General features: G+C 68.3%; 22 protein-coding genes. 12 read left to right on the top strand and 10 right to left on the bottom strand.

The annotated features are described in order from the left end of the window. Positions 1-118: 118 nt before the first annotated feature. The 4 genes from AC1RL8_RS12775 (at position 119) to AC1RL8_RS12790 (ending at position 2890) form a co-directional block, all read left to right on the top strand. Positions 119-1030 carry a 2-dehydro-3-deoxygalactonokinase gene (locus tag AC1RL8_RS12775; protein ID WP_159270856.1) on the top strand — a complete coding sequence of 304 codons (912 nt, stop codon included), beginning with the start codon at positions 119-121 and terminating at the stop codon, positions 1028-1030. Continuing rightward, positions 1027-1668 (top strand): 2-dehydro-3-deoxy-6-phosphogalactonate aldolase, encoded by a 642-nt coding sequence (locus tag AC1RL8_RS12780; protein ID WP_492684462.1) that lies wholly within the window; start codon positions 1027-1029, stop codon positions 1666-1668. The genes AC1RL8_RS12775 and AC1RL8_RS12780 overlap by 4 nt, the downstream gene beginning before the upstream one ends. A 44-nt stretch (positions 1669-1712) precedes the next feature. After that, positions 1713-2450 carry an aldolase gene (locus AC1RL8_RS12785; RefSeq protein WP_095746253.1) on the top strand — a complete coding sequence of 246 codons (738 nt, stop codon included), beginning with the start codon at positions 1713-1715 and terminating at the stop codon, positions 2448-2450. 113 nt (positions 2451-2563) lie between these two features. Beyond that, the gene (locus tag AC1RL8_RS12790; RefSeq protein WP_095746254.1) at positions 2564-2890 is read left to right on the top strand and encodes a hypothetical protein; all 327 of its coding nucleotides are present in this window, start codon (positions 2564-2566) and stop codon (positions 2888-2890) included. A gap of 6 nt (positions 2891-2896) precedes the next feature. Here the strand turns inward: AC1RL8_RS12790 and AC1RL8_RS12795 are convergent, their stop codons facing one another. The 4 genes from AC1RL8_RS12795 to AC1RL8_RS12810 form a co-directional block, all read right to left on the bottom strand. Continuing rightward, a complete protein-coding gene (locus AC1RL8_RS12795) occupies positions 2897-3604 on the bottom strand; it encodes an SDR family oxidoreductase (protein ID WP_492684464.1) in 708 nt (235 codons plus the stop codon). 38 nt (positions 3605-3642) lie between these two features. Then, a complete protein-coding gene (locus AC1RL8_RS12800) occupies positions 3643-5067 on the bottom strand; it encodes an MATE family efflux transporter (protein ID WP_492684465.1) in 1425 nt (474 codons plus the stop codon). 15 nt (positions 5068-5082) lie between these two features. Further along, positions 5083-6399: an MFS transporter gene (locus AC1RL8_RS12805; protein ID WP_492684466.1), complete on the bottom strand. Its 1317-nt coding sequence runs from the start codon at positions 6397-6399 to the stop codon at positions 5083-5085. Positions 6400-6510: 111 nt separating this feature from the next. Further along, on the bottom strand, positions 6511-6966 hold the full coding sequence (locus tag AC1RL8_RS12810; RefSeq protein ID WP_159270852.1) for a MarR family winged helix-turn-helix transcriptional regulator: 456 nt from the start codon (positions 6964-6966) through the stop codon (positions 6511-6513). A gap of 75 nt (positions 6967-7041) precedes the next feature. On the opposite strand from AC1RL8_RS12810, the gene AC1RL8_RS12815 reads away from it, so the two are divergent. The 8 genes from AC1RL8_RS12815 (at position 7042) to AC1RL8_RS12850 (ending at position 14120) form a co-directional block, all read left to right on the top strand. Continuing rightward, entirely contained in the window at positions 7042-7608 is a 567-nt protein-coding gene (locus AC1RL8_RS12815) for a PaaI family thioesterase (protein ID WP_307696067.1), read from the top strand. A 141-nt stretch (positions 7609-7749) separates the two neighbouring features. Further along, entirely contained in the window at positions 7750-8811 is a 1062-nt protein-coding gene (locus AC1RL8_RS12820) for a Fe(3+) ABC transporter substrate-binding protein (RefSeq protein WP_062480133.1), read from the top strand. Between the two features lie 35 nt (positions 8812-8846). Next, positions 8847-10532 (top strand): ABC transporter permease, encoded by a 1686-nt coding sequence (locus AC1RL8_RS12825; RefSeq protein WP_369646254.1) that lies wholly within the window; start codon positions 8847-8849, stop codon positions 10530-10532. Further along, positions 10529-11212, top strand: a complete 684-nt coding sequence (locus AC1RL8_RS12830; protein ID WP_492684467.1) for an ABC transporter ATP-binding protein — start codon at positions 10529-10531, stop codon at positions 11210-11212. Before AC1RL8_RS12825 ends, AC1RL8_RS12830 begins: the two co-directional genes overlap by 4 nt. Positions 11213-11228: 16 nt before the next feature. After that, positions 11229-12482, top strand: a complete 1254-nt coding sequence (locus tag AC1RL8_RS12835) for a hypothetical protein (RefSeq protein WP_492684468.1) — start codon at positions 11229-11231, stop codon at positions 12480-12482. Positions 12483-12582: 100 nt separating this feature from the next. Beyond that, the gene (locus AC1RL8_RS12840; RefSeq protein ID WP_492684469.1) at positions 12583-13263 is read left to right on the top strand and encodes a glutathione S-transferase family protein; all 681 of its coding nucleotides are present in this window, start codon (positions 12583-12585) and stop codon (positions 13261-13263) included. Between the two features lie 59 nt (positions 13264-13322). Continuing rightward, on the top strand, positions 13323-13766 hold the full coding sequence (gene gloA / locus AC1RL8_RS12845) for a lactoylglutathione lyase (protein ID WP_493196489.1): 444 nt from the start codon (positions 13323-13325) through the stop codon (positions 13764-13766). Positions 13767-13775: 9 nt separating this feature from the next. After that, a complete protein-coding gene (locus AC1RL8_RS12850) occupies positions 13776-14120 on the top strand; it encodes a hypothetical protein (RefSeq protein ID WP_493196490.1) in 345 nt (114 codons plus the stop codon). A gap of 66 nt (positions 14121-14186) precedes the next feature. Here the strand turns inward: AC1RL8_RS12850 and AC1RL8_RS12855 are convergent, their stop codons facing one another. The 6 genes from AC1RL8_RS12855 to AC1RL8_RS12880 all read right to left on the bottom strand — a co-directional run bounded on the left by AC1RL8_RS12855 (position 14187) and on the right by AC1RL8_RS12880 (position 20063). After that, positions 14187-14681, bottom strand: a complete 495-nt coding sequence (locus tag AC1RL8_RS12855) for a hypothetical protein (protein ID WP_493196491.1) — start codon at positions 14679-14681, stop codon at positions 14187-14189. Positions 14682-14748: 67 nt separating this feature from the next. Continuing rightward, positions 14749-15255 carry a lysozyme gene (locus AC1RL8_RS12860; protein ID WP_493196492.1) on the bottom strand — a complete coding sequence of 169 codons (507 nt, stop codon included), beginning with the start codon at positions 15253-15255 and terminating at the stop codon, positions 14749-14751. Then, positions 15252-15551: a hypothetical protein gene (locus AC1RL8_RS12865; RefSeq protein ID WP_493196493.1), complete on the bottom strand. Its 300-nt coding sequence runs from the start codon at positions 15549-15551 to the stop codon at positions 15252-15254. The genes AC1RL8_RS12860 and AC1RL8_RS12865 overlap by 4 nt, the downstream gene beginning before the upstream one ends. A gap of 2 nt (positions 15552-15553) precedes the next feature. Then, positions 15554-15886, bottom strand: a complete 333-nt coding sequence (locus tag AC1RL8_RS12870; RefSeq protein WP_493196494.1) for a hypothetical protein — start codon at positions 15884-15886, stop codon at positions 15554-15556. Between the two features lie 59 nt (positions 15887-15945). Beyond that, the gene (locus tag AC1RL8_RS12875) at positions 15946-19230 is read right to left on the bottom strand and encodes a hypothetical protein (protein WP_493196495.1); all 3285 of its coding nucleotides are present in this window, start codon (positions 19228-19230) and stop codon (positions 15946-15948) included. Beyond that, positions 19230-20063, bottom strand: coding sequence for a hypothetical protein (locus AC1RL8_RS12880; protein ID WP_493196496.1), 834 nt, complete (start codon positions 20061-20063; stop codon positions 19230-19232). Before AC1RL8_RS12880 ends, AC1RL8_RS12875 begins: the two co-directional genes overlap by 1 nt. Positions 20064-20076 lie beyond the last annotated feature (13 nt).

Raw genomic sequence — 20076 nt, forward strand, 5'->3', positions numbered from 1 at the left:
GCTTCCCGCAGCGAAATCAAGGAGGAGGGCGAAGCCCGGGGGACATCCGCGGAGGGAAGTACCCGGTGTCCTGGGCACGCGCCCCGAACCGACTCTCGAAACGCAACAGACGACAGACATGACAAGACTCATCGCCATCGACTGGGGCACAAGCTCGCTACGCGGTGCATTGCTCGACCCGAGCGGGCAGGTCATCGAAGAGCGCAGCGACGCCCGCGGCATCCTCACCGTGCCCGAGGGCGGCTTTCCTGCCGTGTTCGAGTCGCTGTTCGGCGACTGGATGCGCCTGGAAGACACGCGCTGCCTGATCTCCGGCATGGCCGGCAGCAAGCAGGGCTGGGTCGAAGCGCCCTACTGCCCCTGCCCCGCAGGCCGCGTCGAAGTAGGCCGCAGCATCATCGCCACAGACGCCATCCCCGGCGCGCGCATCGCCATCGTGCCGGGCCTCAGCGACGAGCATGCCGGCGTGCCCGACGTGATGCGCGGCGAAGAGGTGCAGATCCTCGGCGCCATGACGATCACCGGCCTGGACGACGGCGTCTTCGTGCTGCCCGGCACCCACAACAAATGGGCCACGGTCAAGAAGGGCCGCGTCGCCGGCTTTCGCACCTACATGACGGGCGAGTTCTACGCGCTGCTGAGCCAGCACTCGATCCTGGGGCGCACGCTCGATGCCGCGGCGCCGCTCGACGAAGCCGCGTTCCTCGAAGGCGTGACGCGCTCCGAGAACGGCCACGGCCTGCTGCACAACGCCTTCGGCACCCGCACGCTCGCGCTGTTCGAACGCATGCCGAAAGAAGAGCTGTCGAGCTACCTGTCGGGCCTGCTCATCGGCGAAGAGCTGCGCACGCAATCGGTACAGGCCGTCGGCGAGGTCGTGCTGATCGGCTCTTCCGCCCTCACCCAACGCTACACCCTGGCCCTGCGCGCCACCGGCGTCGCCACGCGCACGCTCGGCGCCGAAGCCACCTGGGCCGGACTGCACACGCTGTCCGGCTTTCTCGACACCGACAGGACACCCGCCCCATGACCACGCCCCTCGACAAATTCAACGCCGCGATGCAGGCCCTGCCGCTCGTGGCCATCCTGCGCGGCCTCTCGCCCGCCGAAGCCGCCGACGTGGGCGACGCCATCGTCGAGCCCGGCTTCCGGCTGCTCGAAGTGCCGCTCAATTCGCCGCAGCCGCTGGAGAGCATCGCGCTGATGCGCCAGCGCTTTCCGAACGCGCTGGTCGGCGCGGGCACCGTGCTCGACGCCAAGCAGGTGCGCGAGGTGCATGCGGCCGGCGGCGAGCTGATCGTGTCGCCCAACTTCAATGCCGACGTCATCGCCGAGGCCGCGCGCCTGGGCATGGCCTGCCTGCCCGGCGTGATGACGCCGACCGAAGCCTTCGGCGCGCTCGCGGCCGGCGCCACGGGGCTCAAGCTGTTCCCGGCCGAGCTGGCCTCGCCCGCCGTGGTCAAGGCCCTGCTCGCGGTGCTGCCGGCCGGCACGCCCGTGATGCCCGTGGGCGGCATTTCGCCGGACAACATGGGCACGTGGCGTGCGGCCGGCGCGGCCGGCTTCGGCATCGGCTCGTCGCTCTACAAGCCCGGCAAGACCGCCGCCGCCGTGCGCGAGGACGCGCAGCGCTTCGTGGCGGCCTGGGCCGGGCTGCTCCAAGCCTGATCCGACAAGACCCATCCACCACAAGAAAGAAGGAGACCCCCGCGATGTCCGCCGATTCCGAATACGCCAGCCCCGCCGTGCGCCAGTTGCGCGAAGACCTCGCGCTCGCATTGCGCGCCGCGGCCCACCACGGGCTGTCCGAAGGTGTGTGCAACCATTTCAGCGTGTTGCTGCCGGGCGCGCAGGACCGCTACCTGATCAACCCGCGCGGGCTGCACTGGAGCGAGATCGGCCCGGACGACATCGTGCTGATCGACGTGCACGGCGAAGTGCTCGCGGGCCGCCACCGCGTGGAGCCCACCGCCCTCTTCATCCATGGCGCGGTGCACCGGCTCACGGGCCACGCCGTGGTGCTGCATTGCCACATGCCCTATGCGACGGCGCTGACGCTCACGGTCGACCGCGCGCTCGACCCGACCGCCAGCCAGAACGCCATGCGCTACATGAACCGCATCGCCATCGACGCCGAGTACAACGGCCTGGCACTGGACGACGCCGAAGGCGAGCGCATCGCGCGCGCCATGGCCGGCAAGGACGTGGCCTTTCTCGCGAACCACGGCGTGATCGTGGCGGGCGGCACCATCGCGCATGCCTACGACGACCTGTACTACCTGGAGCGCGCCTGCCTGCACCAGGTGATCGCGCAATCGACCGGACGCCCGCTGGTGCCCGTCAACGCCAAGCTGGCCGCGCACGTGGCGGCGCAGATCCAGGGCGAGCGGGAACAGTCCGATCTGTTCTTCGAAGCCTTGCGGCGCATGCTGCCGGCCCCGCAACGCTGAAAAAGCGCGAGCGCAGCGGCTTACAGCTCTTCATGCGATTTCGCTTCCGGCTTACAAGAACTTCACATAATGGCGCGACGATGAGGCATCGCAATCACTCCCCAGGAGTCGCCATGAAAAAGCTGACATTCGCCTTCGGTGCTGCCGCCCTGCTGTCGCTGGCCGCCCTCACCGCGCCGGCCCATGCCCAGGCCGGCGGCCCGTTCATCCAGGCCCAGGTGTACGTGACGCCCGCGCCGCCGCCGCGCCATCACTACTACGCCCCGCCGCCGCCCCCGCGCCACTACCACCCGGGCTACTACGACGGTCCGCGTCGCCACGGTTACTACGACCATGGCCGCCGCGATTGGGAAGGCCGTCGCCACGGCCGCCGGGACAACGACGGTGACGGTGTGCCCAACCGCTACGACCGTCGCCCGAACAACCCCTATCGCTATTGACGCACTTCAGACCGGCGGGCTCGCATACGCGGGCCGCTCGGTCGACAGGCTCTGCTTGAGTTGGCGCGTGACCTCATCGGCCAGCACCTCGGGCAGCCCCGCTTCCACGCCCGCCAGCGCCTGGCGCGCCGCGTCGTCAGGCGAGGTCTTGGGGCCAGGCAGGCGCGCCGCCATGTCGGTGTCCATGAGCGCCACGTGCAAGCTCGTGACCTGCGTGCCCTGCCCCGCCAGTTCGTTGCGCAAGCCGTTGCTGAGCGACCAGGCCGCCGACTTGGTGGCGCTGTAGGTCGCCACGCCGGGGAACGTCGTCCAGGCCAGGGCCGACAGCACGTTGAGGACCGCACCGCCGCCGTTCGACGCGAGCACCGGCGCAAAGGCCTGCGTGAGCGCCCAGGGGCCGAAGAAGTTGGTCTCGAACTCGGCGCGCGCCGCGGCCACTGCGTCGGCCGAACCCAGGAAGCTCGATCCGCGCGAGATGCCCGCGTTGTTGACCAGCAGCGTCACGTCGCCGCAGGCGCGCACCGCGGCCTCGATCTGCGCGGGCTGCGTCACGTCGAGCGCCACGGGCACGACGCCCGCGAGCGTGACGCTCTTCGGGTCGCGCGCGGCCCCGTAGACCTTGCGTGCGCCGGCCGCGAGTGCCGCCTTGGCGAACGCCAGGCCGAGCCCCCGGTTGGCACCGGTGATGAAGACGACGGAATCCTTGATCTGCATGGCGAGCCTTTCGTTGATGAAAAGAAAAAGTGAGCGCTTCAGGCCTGCGCCACGCGGCGCAGCAACCCTTGGGTCGTGCGCGGCCAGCCGACGCGGCCGAACCACGCACCGCCCGCGATGGCCGAGGCGATGACGATGCCGTACACCACCAGCGCCACGCCCTGCGCCGCGAACACGCCGGTGAGCCCGCCGCCCCAGCGCAGCGCCAGCCAGCCGCCCGTGCCCGCAACGGCGAGCCGCGCGATGTTGCCGAGCACCGGCCACAGCAGCCGGCCCGCACCCTGCGAGGCGAAGTACAGCACCAGCCCGACGCCGAAGAAACCGTACAGCGGCCCCACCACGCGCAGGTAGTGTGCGCCGGTCTCGAGCATCACGGGGTCGTGGCCGAACAGCATCAGCCACGGACGCGGGAACAGCGCGGCGGCCAGCCCGATGACCTCGGCCATGCCGAAGGCCAGCGCCGCACCGGCCCAGGTGGCACGCAGCGCGCGCTCGCGCAGCCCCGCGCCCATGCAGGTGCCGACCATCGCGACCAGCGGCGCACCGAGGCCAAACACCAGCGGCACCAACAGGTACTCGAGCCGCGACGCGGTGCCGTAGCCGGCCAGCGCGCCCGCGCCGAAATGGCCGGTGAGTGCGGTGGCGATACCGATCGACAGGTTCGTCGCCACGGTCGACACCGTGCCCACCAGCCCGATGCGCAGGATGTCGCGGAACAGCGGCCAGCGCATCTGGAACGCCGCCAGCGTGGGCCGCAGCAGGCTGCGCGGCGAGCGCAGGTAGGCGATGAGCGCGAGCGAGCCCAGCAGGTAGTACAGCAGCAACGCCAGCGCCCCGCCCGCGATGCCCATGCCGCCCCACGGCCCGATGCCGAAGATCAGGAGCGGCGACGCCGGAATGAGGAACACCACGCCCACCACCGTCACGTTGGCCGGCACCGCCATGTTGCCGGTGCCGCGGATGATGGCGGACAGCGAGTTGAACAGCCACACGAGTACCGCGCCCGCGAACACCCAGTTCGAGTACGTGAGCGCGGCTTCCAGCGCCGCGCCGGTGCCGCCCATCACGCCGTAGAGCCAGCGCCCGCCCAGCAGCAGCGCGAGCGTGAAGCACAGGCCGAAGCCGATCGCGATGACCACCGCGTGCCACACCAGCGCATCGGCGTCGCCCCGGCGGCGCGCGCCCAGCGCACGCGCGATCGACGAGGCGATGCCGCCGCCCATCGCGCCGCTGGAGGTCATCTGCATCAGCATGACGATGGGGAACACCAGCGCCATGCCGGCCAGCGCGTCGGTGCCGATCTTGCCGACGAAGTACGTTTCGATGAGCCCGACGGAGGCCTGCGCCAGCATCACGAGCACATTGGGCGCGGCCAGCCGCAGCAGCGTGGGGATGATGGGCGCCTCGAGCAGGCGGCGCGTGCGCGGGTCGAGGTCGCCGTTCGCTTGTTGCGTGGTGGTCATGCGGGTCTCCGGCGGTCAGGCGCGCGCAGCGGCGTTGGTGCTGGCCGCGGCCGGTGCGGCGGCGGTCTTGGCGGGACGGCGGATCGCCATGACGATCACCGCCGCGAACAGGCAGGCCGCGCCGGCCGTGTACAGCGCGGGCGTGTAGGTCAGCAGCAGCGTGCGCGCAAAGCCCGCGCCGTAGGCCGCGGTGGCCGCGCCCAGCTGGTGGGCCGCGAAGATCCAGCCGAACACCAGCCCGACCTTGGCGGGGCCGAAAGCGGCGCCCGCGAGCTTGACGGTCGGCGGCACGGTGGCGATCCAGTCCAGCCCGTAGAACATCGCGAACAGGCCCAGGCCGTAGATCGTGAATTCCGAATGCGGCAGCCAGAACAGCGACAGCCCGCGCAGGCCGTAGTACCAGAAGAGCAGCTTGCGGTTGTCGTAGCGGTCGGAGAGCCAGCCCGACAGGATGGTGCCGACGAAGTCGAAGGCGCCCATCATCGCGAGCACCGAGGCGGCGGGCACGGCGCTCATGCCGTAGTCGCCGCACAGCGAGATGAAGTGCGTCTGCACCAGGCCGTTGGTGCTCAGGCCGCAGATGAAGAAGGTGCCGGCCAGGATCAGGAAGGTGCGGTTGGTCGCCACCTCGCGCAGCACGCGAAACGGCGTGGCGAAGTTCATCGTGAAGGCGGGCGCCTGTGCCGGCTGAGTGCCGGGCGCTTCACCGTAGGGCTGCAGGCCGATGTCCGACGGCCGGTTGCGCACCAGGCACAGCGCGAGCAGCGCGATCACCACGCTGCCCACCACGATCGGCACGATGGCCGAGCGCCAGCCCCAGTGCTCGATCATCCAGGCCGCCAGCGGCAGGAAGGCCAGCTGGCCGGTGGCTGCGCTGGCCGTGAGCATGCCCACGACCAGGCCGCGCCGCGCGACGAACCAGCGGTTGGCCACCACGGCGCCCAGCACCAGCGCCGTCATGCCGGTGCCCAGGCCGAGCATCAGGCTCCACAGTACGAACAGCTGCCACAGCTGCGAGGCCGTGGTGACCAGCGCCATGCCCAGCCCGACCAGCGTGAGGCCGGCGCACATCACCGCGCGCAGGCCGTAGCGCTCCATCAGCACCGCGGCGAACGGACCCATGAGGCCGAACAGCGCAAAGCGCAGCGCGAGCGCGGACGAGATCTGCTCGGTGCTCCAGCCGAACTCCTCGCCGAGCGGCTTCATCATCGCGCCCGGCAGGCCGAGCGCGGCCGACATGGTGAGCATGGTCAGGAAGGTGACGGCGGCGACGATCCAGCCGTAGTGGATGCCGCGGCGCTGCAGCCATGCGGAGACGTGGGTGGCGAACATGGGACCTCTGGAACTGTTGGAATGGGTCGGGGAGGAAACGAAGAGACAGGAAATCCGGCCGCGCGGCTGCGTAGACGCGGAAAGTGTTTGTTGTGGGGGTGGCGGGAAGCGTCAGTCCTGCACGTCGGCCGGCTCGCCCGTGCCCAGCAGCGCGAGCGACTCGTCGATGAGCGCATGCAGCGCCAGCACGCGCTCCACGCCGAGCAGCGCATTGAGCTTGAGCTGCGCCGTCTTCCAGTGCTGCTGCGCTTCGCGCCACTTGGCGTCGCCGGCGTCGGTGAGCGACACCAGCCGGCTGCGCGCGTCGGCACCCGCCACTTGCGCCACCCAGCCCGCGGTAATGAGCGGCTGCAGGTTGCGGCTCAGCGTAGAGGCGGTCATCTTCAGCTCGCCCGCCAGGTCGACCGGGCGCATCGGGCCCAGGCGCTTGAGGTGCGACAGCAGCGAGTACTGCGTGGTCTTGAGGCCGCTGCGCGACACCTCGGCGTCGTAGTGCTGCGTCAGGCGACGCATCAGCTGTCGCGTCTTGAAGCTGGTGCAGCCGCGGGGTTGGGTGGGTGTGTCCATGGGGTATTATTGTATGTGCAACTATTGCATATGCAATCAACCCTTCCCCGCAAAGCCCCCAGCAGGAACACAGGCATGACGCAGCAAGCTTTCACCGACACCCCTTCCCATCTGCTCGACGCATGGATCGCCGAAGAGCGGCAGATCGCCGAGCGCCTCGAGAACGGCCCCGGCCCCGGGCTCGCGCGCCCCGAGCAGGTCGCCGGCAAGACCGGCCTGGAGGTCATGCAGGCCATGCTCAACGGCGAGATTCCCTACGCCGCCATCGCCAAGACGCTGGACTTCACCATCGTCTCGGTCAGCAAGGGCGTCGCCATCTTCCAGGGCACGCCGCTGCCGCAACACCTGAACCCGCTGGGCACCATCCACGGCGGCTGGGTCGCCACGATGCTCGACTCGGCGCTGGGCTGCTCGGTCCACACCATGATGCCGCCCGGTCGCGCGTACACGACGGCCGAACTCAGCGTGAACTACGTCAAGGGCCTCACGCCGAAGGTGCAGCGCGTGCGCGCCGAGGGCAAGGTGATCCACTGCGGCAAGCAGCTCGCGACCGCCGAGGCGCGGCTGGTCGGGGCGGACGGCACGCTGTATGCGCATGCGACGACGACGTGCCTGGTGTTCGAGGTGCCGGCGGGGCGGTGAGGCGTTTCAAGTAGGCCCTCAAGCTGTAAGCCAAAAGGAAAACCCGCTCCTCCCTGTCAGTGATAATTGTTCGCATCAGCGACGCACCCGCCGTCGCCGATGCATTTTCTAGAACACCTCACCGCACCTGGAGGATCCTTCATGACCGACCGTTCCGGCCCCCAGGGCCGCGTGGCGCACGCCCTCCTCGGCGTTTCTGCCGCCTGGCTCGCCCTCACCGCCCTGCCCGCGCACGCCGCCAATGACGAGCTCACGCTCTACACGACGCGCGAGCCGGCGCTGATCCAGCCGCTGATCTCGGCGTTCAGCGCGCAGAGCAAGATCAAGGTCAACACGGTGTTCGTGAAGGACGGCCTGCTGGAGCGCGTGAAGGCCGAAGGCGCCCGCTCGCCGGCCGACGTGCTGATGACGGTGGACATCGGCAACCTCGTCGACCTCGTCGAAGGCGGCGTGACGCAGCCGGTGAAGTCGGCCGCGCTCGAATCGGCCATTCCGGCCAACCTGCGCGGCGCCGACGGCCAGTGGTTCGCGCTCTCGCTGCGCGCGCGCGTGCTGTACGCCGACAAGAACCAGCCGCTGACCAGTTTCCGCTACGAAGACCTGGCCAACCCGAAGTACAAGGGCAAGGTCTGCATCCGCGCCGGCCAGCACCCCTACAACACGGCCCTGGTGGCCGCGATGATCGCGCACGACGGCGAGGCCAAGACCGAGCAGTGGCTGCGCGGCGTCAAGGGCAACCTGGCGCGCAAGGCCACCGGCGGCGACCGCGATGTGGCGCGCGACATCCTCGGCGGCATCTGCGACATCGGCGTGGCCAACTCGTACTACGTGGGCCAGATGAAGAGCGCCAAGGAAGGCACCGACGCGCGCAAGTGGGGCGACGCCATCAAGGTGATCCGCCCGACCTTCGCCAGCGCCAAGAGCGGCGGCACGCACGTGAACATCAGCGGCGCGGCCGTGGCCAAGAACGCGCCGCAACGCGCCAACGCGGTCAAGCTGCTCGAGTTCCTGGTGTCGGAACCGGCCCAGGCGCTGTACGCCGACGCCAACTACGAATACCCGGTGCGCAAGGGCGTGGCCCTCGACCCGATCATCGGTCAGTCCATCGGCGAACTGAAGGTCGACCCGCTGCCGCTGACCGAGATTGCCAAGTACCGCAAGCAGGCCAGCGCCCTCGTCGACAAGGTCGGCTTCGACCAGTGACCTTGCATGGCCGGGCACACCTTGCCGGCAACTGAATGCTGATTGCGCGGCGCCAGCCGCCGGGCCTGCGCGCCGCGGGCCCGGCATGGCGCTGCGCGTCGTTCCTGATCGCGCTCGGCGTGCTCGCGCCGGTGCTCACGCTGGCCTGGCTCGCGTTCGGCTCGGGCGTCGGCCACTGGGGGCCGCTGTTCGCGCATGTGCTGCCGCAGGCGGCGCTCAACACGGCGCTGCTGCTCGCGGGCGTCGGCACCCTCGTCCTCGTGATCGGCACCGGCTGTGCCTGGCTGGTCACGGCGCATGATTTCCCCGGTCGCGGCGTGCTCAACTGGGCACTGCTGCTGCCGCTGGCGATGCCGACCTACATCGTCGCCTTCGCCTACCTCGACCTGCTTCACCCCATCGGCCCCGTGCAGGGCGCGATCCGCTGGATGCTGGGCTTCGACAGCCCGCGCCAGTTCCGCCTGCCCGACCTGCGTTCGATGCCGGGCGCGATCTTCGTGCTGGGCTTCGTGCTCTACCCGTACGTCTACATGACGGCGCGCGCGATGTTCATGACCCAGCCGGCGCACCTGCTGGAAGCGGCGCGCACGCTGGGCGAGAACCGGCGCGGCGCCTTCTTTCGCGTGGCCCTGCCGCTGGCACGGCCGGCGCTGGCCGTCGGCCTGAGCCTGGCACTGCTCGAGACGCTCAACGACATCGGCGCCTCCGAATTCCTCGGCGTGAACACGCTGACGGTGGCGGTCTACACCACCTGGATCACGCGCTCCGACCTGGCCGGCGCCGCGCAGATCGCCTGCGCGATGTTGTTCGTGGTGGTGGCGCTGGTCTGGCTCGAGCGCAACGGCCGCCAGCACCAGCGCTTCGGCTCCGCGCAGCGCATGCGCGCGGTGCAGCCCCGGCGCCTGCACGGCGGCGCGGCCTGGGCGGCGACCGCGACGGCGGCGCTGCCGGTGCTGATCGGCTTTGTCGCGCCCGCGCTGTACCTGGTCTGGGAAAGCGGCAAGCGGCTGCACCAGGGCGGCGGCATTTCGCAGGGCCTCGTGGCCAGCCTGGGCAACACGCTGGCGCTGGCGGCCGGCGTGACGGTGGTGGCCGTGGCGGCGGGGCTGGTCGTGGCCTGGGCCTCGCGCAGCCAGGGCACCAGCCTCAACCGCGCACGCTGGCAGGCGCGCGCGGCGACGCTGGGCTACGCGGTGCCGGGCACGGTGCTCGCCATCGGCCTGCTGACGCCGGCCTTGGCCTTCGACGCGGCGCTGGCAGGTGCGATGGGCTGGCAGGGCCTGCCGCTGATGGGCGCGGGCATCGTGCTGGTCATGGCCTGCGCCATCCGTTTCCTTGCGATGCCCGTGGGCGGCATCGAGGCCGGGCTGGCGCGCATTCCGCCGGCCATCGAGCAGGCCTCGCGCCTGCTCGGCGAAACCACCGGCGGCACGCTGCGCCGCGTGCACCTTCCCCTGCTGCAGCCCGCCATCGCGGCGGGCGCGCTGCTGGTCTTCGTCGACGCCATGAAGGAGCTGCCGGCCACGCTGCTGCTGCGACCGGCCAACTTCGACACCCTCGCCACCTGGCTCTACGCCGAGGCCGCGCGCGGCACCTACGAGGAAGGCGCGATCGCCGCGCTGGCCATCGTGGTCGCCGGCCTGCTGCCGGTGGTGCTGCTGGCGCGCAACCAGCTCGGCACGACACCGGCGGTGACGCCTCCCGACACGGACCCCGCATGAGTTCCCCGCTTCATCTCGACTCGCTCCAACTCGCGTACGACACGCCGCGCGGCCCGCACACGGTGGTCGACGGCTTTTCGCTGGACCTAGCCGCGGGCGAGATCGCCTGCCTGTTCGGCCCCTCGGGCTGCGGCAAGACCACGGTGCTGCGCGCCATCGCCGGCTTCGAGCCCGTGCGCGACGGCACCATCCGCCTCGGCGACACGCTGCTGTCGTCGCCCCAGAAGCACCTGCCGCCCGAGCAGCGGCGCGTGGGCATGATGTTCCAGGAGTACGCGCTGTTCCCGCACCTGTCGGCCGCCAGGAACGTGGCCTTCGGCCTGCGCCGCCTGGGCCGCGCGGCGCAGCAGGCGCGCGTGGCCGAGATGCTCGCGCTGGTCGGCCTGGCCGAGGCCGGTGAGCGCTACCCGCACGAGCTGTCGGGTGGCCAGCAGCAGCGCATCGCACTGGCCCGCGCGCTGGCGCCCTCGCCCGCCTTGCTGTTGTTGGACGAACCGTTTTCCAACCTCGACGGCGGCACGCGCGAGCGCCTGACCGCCGAGGTGCGCGGCATCCTGAAGAAGGCCGGCCAGACCGCGATCCTGGTCACGCACAACGAGGCCGAGGCGCATGCGATGGCTGACCGCATCGGCGTGATGCACAACGGGCGGATCACGCACTGGCTGGAAACGGCCTCGTAGCGGAAGGAACTCCGATATGCGCAACGCGACCCGACTCCTCCTCGCGTGGGCGACATTGCTCGGGTCGGCGATGCCGGCCCTGGCAGAAGTCCGTACGGTCTACCAAGGCACCCTCGGCACCAGCGAGGTCGTGCTCGAAGTGAATGCCTCCGGCGGCGGGCGGTATTTCTATCGCCGCCACGGTGTCGACATTCCGCTCTCAGGGCCGGCGACGAAGCTCGTGGAAGCCCTCCCGATCCAGGGCGAGGCGATGTACCGGGCGGCACAAGGCGGCAACGCGCCGTTGTTCGAAGACGCGCAGACCCGACAGCCGGGTCCGACATGGCGCGGCCAGGTGATCGACGGCACCTTTGCCGGAAGCTGGAGCGATGGCCCTGGCAAGCAGAACGTCGCGTTCGAGCTTCGGCAAGTTCGCCAGTACGACCCGGACCAGAATCCCGGCGCAACCGCACCAGTGACGCGCGCCATCCCGCCAGGCAACACCACTGGCGCGGCTTCGGACGCACCGGTTTCCATCGAGACGGCCCCCTACGACCACCTGAAGCTGCAGACCCCGCTCAAGCAAGGCGCGGAGCACGTCCGCGGAGCGGTGGCATGGCGCATGGTCATCGATCCGCGCACGCGCTTTTCCTATCCGCGGCTCACGCGACACCCGAATGCGCGCGTGGTCGAGAAGGTCAACGCCATCCTCGCGCGCAGGCACGGACAGCTCAGCCTCGCCGCGCTCGAATGCAAGGCCACCCTTTACACCGCGACGCACCCGGCGGCCGGCTCGCTGGGAAACTACGACGCGGAATCGGTGCGCGTCACCTTTCTCGGTCCGACGCTGATGAGCGTCGTCGAATCGGGAAGCGCCGACTGCGGCGGCGCCCATCCCCACAACCACTACGCGCCCTACACACTCGACCTGGTCCGTGGCGAGTACCTCGACTTCGATCGCCTGTTCCGCGCGTTCACCAGGACGCCGGACGGGTTCGTGCCGAGCCAGACGCTCATGGCGCTGATCGGGAAGAAGCTGAAGGCAGAGGGACGTGGGCCCCAGTCCGCCGCGTCTGCAGACCCGCAGTCCACGGGTTGCGACGAGGTGTGGCCCGAGTACCTGGCGTTGCATTTCGAGCGCACCCGCGGGCGCGATGCGTTGGCCGTCGCGGTCAGCGGCGTGCCGCATGCGCTCGGCGCCTGCCTCGGCACCACGGTGGCGCTGCCGTTCACCGAACTCAAGCCCCTTCTCAAACCTGCGGCCGGCGCGTACCTCTTTCCCAAGCCGTAGCAACCGAGCGCCGCCCGAATGGGCTTTTCCAGAAAAGGTTGTTCAGGCCCGCAAGAATCGCGGCGATCCTGACCCCAACTCTTCGAAAGCGGAACGCCCCATGACCCAGGCCCTCACCCTCGTCAGCCACCTGCTGTGCCCCTACGTGCAACGCGCCGCGATCGCGCTGCACGAGAAGAACGTGCCCTTCGAGCGCGTCGTGATCGATCTCGCGAACAAGCCCCAGTGGTTTCTCGACATCTCGCCGCTGGGCAAGGTGCCGCTGCTGAAGGTGCAGCGCCCCGACGGCACCGAGGCCGTGCTGTTCGAGAGCAACGTGATCTGCGAGTACCTCGAGGAGACGCAACCCGGCGCCCGCCTGCACCCCGAAGACCCGCTCGCACGTGCGCAGCATCGCGCATGGATGGAGTTCGGCTCGGCCATCCTCGCCGACCTGTGGGGCTACGAGACCACGCAGGACGCCGCCGTGTTCGCGCAGAAGCGCGAGGCGCTGGCCGCCAAGTTCGAACGCGTCGAGGCCGCGCTGGGGCAAGGCCCCTACTTCGCGGGCGAAGCCTTCAGCCTCGTCGATGCGGTGTTCGCGCCGGTGTTCCGCTACTTCGAGGTGTTCGACGCGATCAGCGACTCGCACCTGTTCGACGCGCTGCCCAAGGTGAATGCCTGGCGCCATGCGCTGGCGGCGCGCCCCAGCGTGCGCGCGGCGGTGGTGCCCGAGTACCCGCAGCATCTGATGGATTTTCTGAAAAAGTACCAAGCGCACCTGCTGACGCTGGCGGCTTGATCGCAAGAAGCAGAGGGCGACAATAGCCCCCTTCCCCCCATAACGACACGACCCACGAGATGCGACTTCTCCACACCATGCTGCGCGTTGGCAATCTCCAGCGCTCCATCGACTTCTACACGCAGGTGCTCGGCATGACGCTGCTGCGCACGTCGGAAAACCCCGAGTACAAGTACAGCCTCGCCTTCGTCGGCTACGGCAACGGCAACCCCGACCAGGCCGAGATCGAACTCACCTACAACTGGGGCACCGAGCGCTACGAGCTCGGCACCGCCTATGGCCACATCGCGCTCGGCGTGCCCGACGCCTACGCGGCCTGCGACAAGATCAAGGCCGCCGGCGGCAACGTGACGCGTGAGGCCGGCCCGGTCAAAGGCGGCACGACGGTGATCGCCTTCGTGACGGACCCCGACGGCTACAAGATCGAATTAATAGAAAAGAAATCAACGACTTACAGCGACAGCCGCCAGTCGGAAGCCAATTCGGACGCATTGCGCAGCTAATCGGTCGCCGTGTTCTTCGCCGAAGTCACCCCGCTCATGCGCCAAGGCCTGCGCTTGAAGGCCGGCGAGCGCGATCCGCCCATGCGCGTGACCGTCACCATCATGGAGTCCGACCGCGACAAGAACAACTCGGCCCGCAACCTGATCGAGGCCAACCTGTACGTCAGCTACGGCACGGCCCAGATGGCCAGCCGCGGGCGAATCTCCGATCCGGTCATCATGGCGCACAAGGGACCGGGGTTCTTGCTGTCTGGCACGGAGCTGCACTCCGAGATGGTCGAGGGCAAGCTACGGGTTTGGGAGCACCGGCAGGTCTGGCTTGTGGTGCCTGTCGAGCGCAAGGGCGGCGAGTAGCCCCAAACGACAAAATCCCCCGCCCCGGCCGAAGCCAGAGCGGGGGATCGCGCGGAGTGCGATGGATCAGCGCGGCCAGCTATCGATCAGGGCTTGGACGTCGGAGGCGTGGTCGTCAGCTGCTCGGACCAGCTCCGAAACTTCTGCCGTGCACTGGCCGAATACGTCTGCGAGGGGATCGGCCGGCTGAGCTTCGGCGGTGGTGGCGGCGCTGGGCAAGCGATCGCGACGGGTGGCGATACGGACGGCGTCGAACAGCTTGTCGCGCTCAAGGCGCAGATCGTCAGCAGCGCGAGTTGCCAGGGTTTCACGGGTGCGTGCGGCATTGATGGCCTCCAGTTGTCGAGCGTGGTTGTCTTCCGCCTTGCGGTCGTTGGCGGCCTGCAGGATGCGGGTGGTCTCGGAGACCGAGAGCTTGTAGTCGGCCAGCGCCAGCGCCGAGCGGGCCTGCGCGGCCTTGGCATTGCTGACCTGTACGCGCTGGCCGAGCATGAAGAACAGCAGCAGCGCGATGGCGGCGGCGTAGAGCCACGACGGCACCAGATCGAATAGCTTGGTCATCGGGCCAGCCTCCACTTGCATTGCCCCGAGTCATGGCCGGCGGAGCCGCACATGCAGCAGACGCTGGTCATGACGACACCGCGGCGCCGATGGCGATGGCCTGCTTCCCGCTGGCGCCCAAGTACCGCCCGCGCTCGGCCGCGCGGCGGCGCTTCAGACCGAGCATCACCTTGCCCGCCGCTTTGTTCCACATCAGGATTGCGTCGGCCGCGCCGCTGTCGTCGCCCTGGTTGAACTTGCGCAGCGCCGTCGAGCTCCGAAAGTTGGCGAGCCCGATGTTGTAGGCGAGCGAGACGAAGGCGTCGAACTGCGCCTGGCTCGGCTCGCGCTGCAGCAAGTCGAGCACGCCGGGTTCGAATTCACGATGCAACCGCTTCGCGAAGCGCTCGTCGGCCTGCTGCTGCGTGATCACGAGCCCCGGCACCACGTCGGGCCCGGTGTCGCCCCACCCGATCGTCCACGGCTTGCCGCCCGTAGCGGGGTCCGGGTAGGCCTCGAGGCGGCACTGTTCGAAGTAGTGCATCACAGCCTGGCCGTCGGCCGAGGTTTTGAATTGACTGGCGTTCATGGTCATCCGCCTTTCTTGTCGGCGTTGGAGCCGGAAATGTTCTTCCAGTGCTTCCAGAAGACCGCGCACACGTAGAAGGCCAAGGCCATCGAGATGAACAGGCCGCCGTTGGATACCCAGCCCGCACTCACGATCCGGCAGCCCGTCCCGACGGCGCCGATGGCGATTGCCGCCAAGCCGATGCGCTCGGTCACTGTGTCATTGATGCGCTTGGAAAAGACAGCGACCGTCGCGCCCGCCGCCGTGATGAACCAGCAAACGACCGAGACGGCCGCGTGCACCGTGATGAAGATGCTTTCCATGATCATTCCCCCGCCTTCTTTTCAAGGCCGGCCAGTTTTCTGAGCCAGTCAAGAGCGATCTGCCACACGCCCGCGAGAGGTGTGGTCTGAACCCATTCCCAAAGCCGCGAGGCGATGGCCATCCCGAACAGGCCCATCAGGAACCCGCTCAGGCCTTCAGGGATGCCGACGCGAGCGGCGACGAAGGGTGCGGCATAGAAGCTGATCAGCGCACCACATACCGCGGTGCTGATGCGCTGTGGCCAGGTGCCTTGAAGGAAGCGCATCGAGACGAGCGCGCCAGCCACGCCGGCCAGCTTGGCGGCGACCACGTCGATGTCAGATAGATTTGGCATGCCGTCCTTTCAGGCAAAAGAAAACCCGCCGTAGCGGGTTGGGTTGAAGGCCTGCTGCATCAGGACAGCTTCAGGACCACGTAGCCGTAGCCACCAGTGACCGACACCAAAATGCCGCCAGGCGTCACCACGCCATTTCCATGCACGGTTGCCGAGGCGGTTTTATCCACGACGGACACATCCATACCAACCAGGCTCTGCGGAAGCAAGATCGGCGAAAGGCTGACGTTCTGGTGGAAGTCCGCGATGACGATCACGTTGCGGCCGTCGCGGAACCACGCACAGGTAGTGGCCTGGGGGTTGGCGGATGCAGCCCAGTAAGTGCGGAAGGCCACGATCTCGTAGTACGAGCCCGCGGGCAACGGACCGATGTCCACGGCCCGCGGGTACTGCTTGCGCGCCACCGACACGAAGCACGCCTCGTTCACCAGCGTCTTGCGCACCGCAGGCGTCCCCACCGAGCGCACGGGCGAGTACCCCACCATGGAGCCGAATTCGGCCACGCCGGCAGTCTTCACGATCTGAGCCAGGCGGTCCGGCGGGTTGTTGGCATCGGTCCAGTACGCCGAGGTCAGATGCAATTCAGGGATCACGCCGCTGATGTCCGCCTGCGCCTTGAAGTCGTAGCCGGAGATCGGCAGCACCCTCGGGATGTACTGCATCAGCTGCTTGCCGGTGAAGGTCAGTGCCTCCATCTGCGTCGCGCCGAAGTAGTCGGCCGTCGCTGGGCTGAACGTCAAGTTGTTCAGCGTCAGGATGCTGTCCATGATGGCGCACGAGCCGTTCTCGGCGTAGCGGTAGGTCAGTGTGCGCCGCACGTCTGAATTGATCGAAGGATCGTTGAATGCCGGCTGCGTCACGCCCCCAACCAGCGAGCGCACATAGCTCACGACCGCAACAGGATTGGCGATGTTGTAGGCGTCCACGATGTCGAGCGTGGTGCAGTAGTAGGTGCCGTCCTCCGTGACCGGGGTGATCGAATCGAGAAGGATGCTCACCGTCTCGCCCTGCAGGCACGGAAAAAGTTGCGTCGATACGTGCGAGACGATGGTGATGGCACCCGTGTGCGTGGCGCCTGCGCTGTGAGTCAGCGTCGTGCCGTTGAACGCCTGCGCGAAAGACCAGGTAGAGCCCGGCGTTAGGTTCTCTGACACGAACCACAGCGTGTTCGCATCTACGACCTTCATCAGATACCACTTGCGCGGGCCAGCATCGACCCACTCAGAACCGACATCGACCACGGTCTTTCCATGAGCAGTGGCGGTGATTTCGCGCACGATCTGCGCGCCATGGTTCCCTCCAATGTAGGTGCTGTTGTACCTGAGGGGCGCCGTCGAATCCCCCTGTGTGCTGAGCAGCGTGCCGCCTTCCCACGCCGTGTAGGAATCGAGCACCGCTTTCAGTGCGGTGCGCGCGCCTTGCACGTTGACCGTGCCGTTGTTGGAACTGGACAGCGACACCTTCTGCACGATGTCGCGCGTGGCGTCGAATGAGCCACGGATGTACAGGTCGCCGCCGCGCCGAGTCACGCTCAACGGACCGAAGGATGGCAGCGCTGTGCGCTTCAGGGTCGCCACCGGCACGGCGCGGAACGGTTGGTATTGGGTACGCGCGCTCTTTTCCATCTGCAGCGAATCGATCACCGCCTGATAGGTGGCGGTCGAGTGAGCGCCATCGGCACCGTTGAACCCGACGTAGCGAATCGCCGAGTTCGCCGGGATCGTGAACGTCACCTGCGTGGTGCCAACCCAGACGATGCCGGTGGGCGGGTTGGCCATGCCAGCAGTGCCGCCGATGGTGTGGTCGATGCCCAGAAAGAAGCCGTCAGCATCCCAGCAGAAGATCGGCAACGCAGCGTTGAAGCCGTACGAATTCCCCATCCATGCCACGTAGGTTTGACCGGGCTCCACCGCAAGTTTCCCCAGCGCCATCCCAGTGGAGATCGCGGCAAGATTGCCGTTCCCGTAGAGGTAGACCTGACCATCTACGGGGCCACCGCTCGCCGGCAAGCGGCTCTTGTCGTAGAGGTTGCGTTGCGTGACCACGTCGAAGGCGCTGGCCGTAGGCAGCCCCACATCGCTCGACAGGTAGGCTTCCGGCAGACGGTCTTCTTTGACCGTCGCCACCGTGGCGCCGTAGGGCTCGAACGGCAGAGGGATCGTTCCCACGTTCAACATCGTGGCGTTGCGCACGCCGTTGAAATAGGTCGTGTCGTGAGTAGCAAAATTCCAGATCAGGTCCGTGGCAACGTGTGTAATCCCAGAGCCAACAGGGACAAGGAACGTCACGCAGTAGCGCCCGCCACCGCTGGCCATCGGGCCGAGGACCAGATTCATGCCAGGGACCACCGGTGCGGCGCCCTGCGCCGCCGCCATGCCGAGGTAGGTGCCACCCGCTGCGCCGGAGAAAGCGTAGACGTTTGGAATCAACCCCTTCTTGCTGGCCGGCATCCAATACGTGTAGGTCAGACCTTCCTGAACAGGCGTTTTTCCGGAGATGGCACTGGTAGCCAACGCCGACACCACGCCGGTCGCGAAGTCGTAGACAACGCCATCCTGCGCGAGGGCCGGGTTGTAGAGGTTCACGGGCGCCGGGTAATTGAATTGGGACTTCGCGTCTGTCGCGTCTGTCTGAGCCTGCGCCACAGCCGCCGAGCTGGGGTAGGTCGCAACGAGCGTCGAGGCTCCGCTGTTGACGCGGCGGCGTTCGAATGCCGCGACCCCACTTGCGGTGATCGTGGTGGAAGCCGCCGTCTGCGCCGGGGTCACGTTGTACGTTCCCGTCCCGCCTGTTCCCGTGCCCAGGCTGACGATCGTCGTGCCAACAGAAACGCCAGTGCCAGACAGCACCTGCCCGACCGCCAGGAATCCAGAAGCAAGCGCTGATACCGTGAGCACCGTTCCCGCGATGGCGCCGGTGATGCTGGTTGCCCCCTGAACCTTGAAATACTGCCCGTCTGCCACGGCTGCGCGCCCGGTGGGCTCGTCGACATAGACGCCCGCCTGGATGAGCGCAGCTTCTGCCGCACCCTCTGCACGATCTGCCTCCGAAGTGATGAATGCGGACAGCGCCGGGTGCGCCGCACCATCGGCGTTGTGCGTCACGACCTTGGATTCCGCCGTCCCAGCCGCATCCACCTCTGCAGGGATCGCTGCAATGCGCTCCTCGACAGTGCGGCCGTCGGCCATGACGACATAGCCGGCGCCATCTTCCGAGGCAAGCTGCCCGAACGAAGGGCCAGCCTCCAACTTCTTAACCACCCCCCCCGCGACAACCCCCAGAACGCTCGCCGTGGGATCGGGGGCTACGACCTCGATCGATGGGACTGGTACGGTGTCGACCATTACGCGTACTCCTTGATGGTCACGCGGCCGTCGTAGGGCGCAGCAATGCCAGCTTGCGGCGATGCAGTGCTGACGCCGTTGTATTTGCCGGGTGCGCCCGCGCCGTAGCTGTTGGGCGCCCCGCTGCCGCTCGCGCCGCCGGCCAGCGAACTGACGAAGCCAAGTCCAGCCCCGAGCACCTGAAGCGACGCGCCACCTGCACGAGCAAGAATGTTCGCGCCCGTCGGCAGTGCGCCGCCAGCCGTTCCTCCGGTGCTCCCAACGCCGCCACCGGCGATGCCAGCCGCGCTGCCAAGGCCGCCGGGAGCGGAGATCAGTGCTCCAGCGCTCGATGCGCCTCCAGTGCCGCCCGCCGCGCCTGCCGCGCCTGCCAGACCGGCCTGGCCAACAGTGATGGCGACGCCCTCTAGCCCCGTGGTGAAGCGCCCGATGCCGTAAGCCCCGCCACCGCCGCCAGAGCTGAACGCCTGCTGCGATCCCGTGGTGGTCGGATTGCCGCCACTCCCGCCGCCAGCCCCCTCGACCTCGATGTCCGCGAATGCGGTGATCGCCTGCTTCGTGAAGGTGTCCGCCCCGGTCGCGGTGGGCGCGCCGCCGTCGATGCTCACCTGCTGAACGCCGCCGGCCCGCGTGTAGACGGTCGTGCGAAGTAGTACGACGCCAGTGCCCAGGCCAAGAGCTGCGCGCGCGTCGGCCTTCTCGCCGGTGCTGCCGAGCAGGCCGCCCGTACCGAAGAGCGTCTCCCAGAGCTTTCCGAAGCCGATGCGAGCGGTCGAGTTCGACGGGTTCGGGTAGGTTGCAGAGATCTCTGCCTTTGCGGGAGGTGCGGGCATGACGAGCCTTTCG

The organism is Variovorax sp. GW822-FHT04E09 (assembly GCF_058800845.1).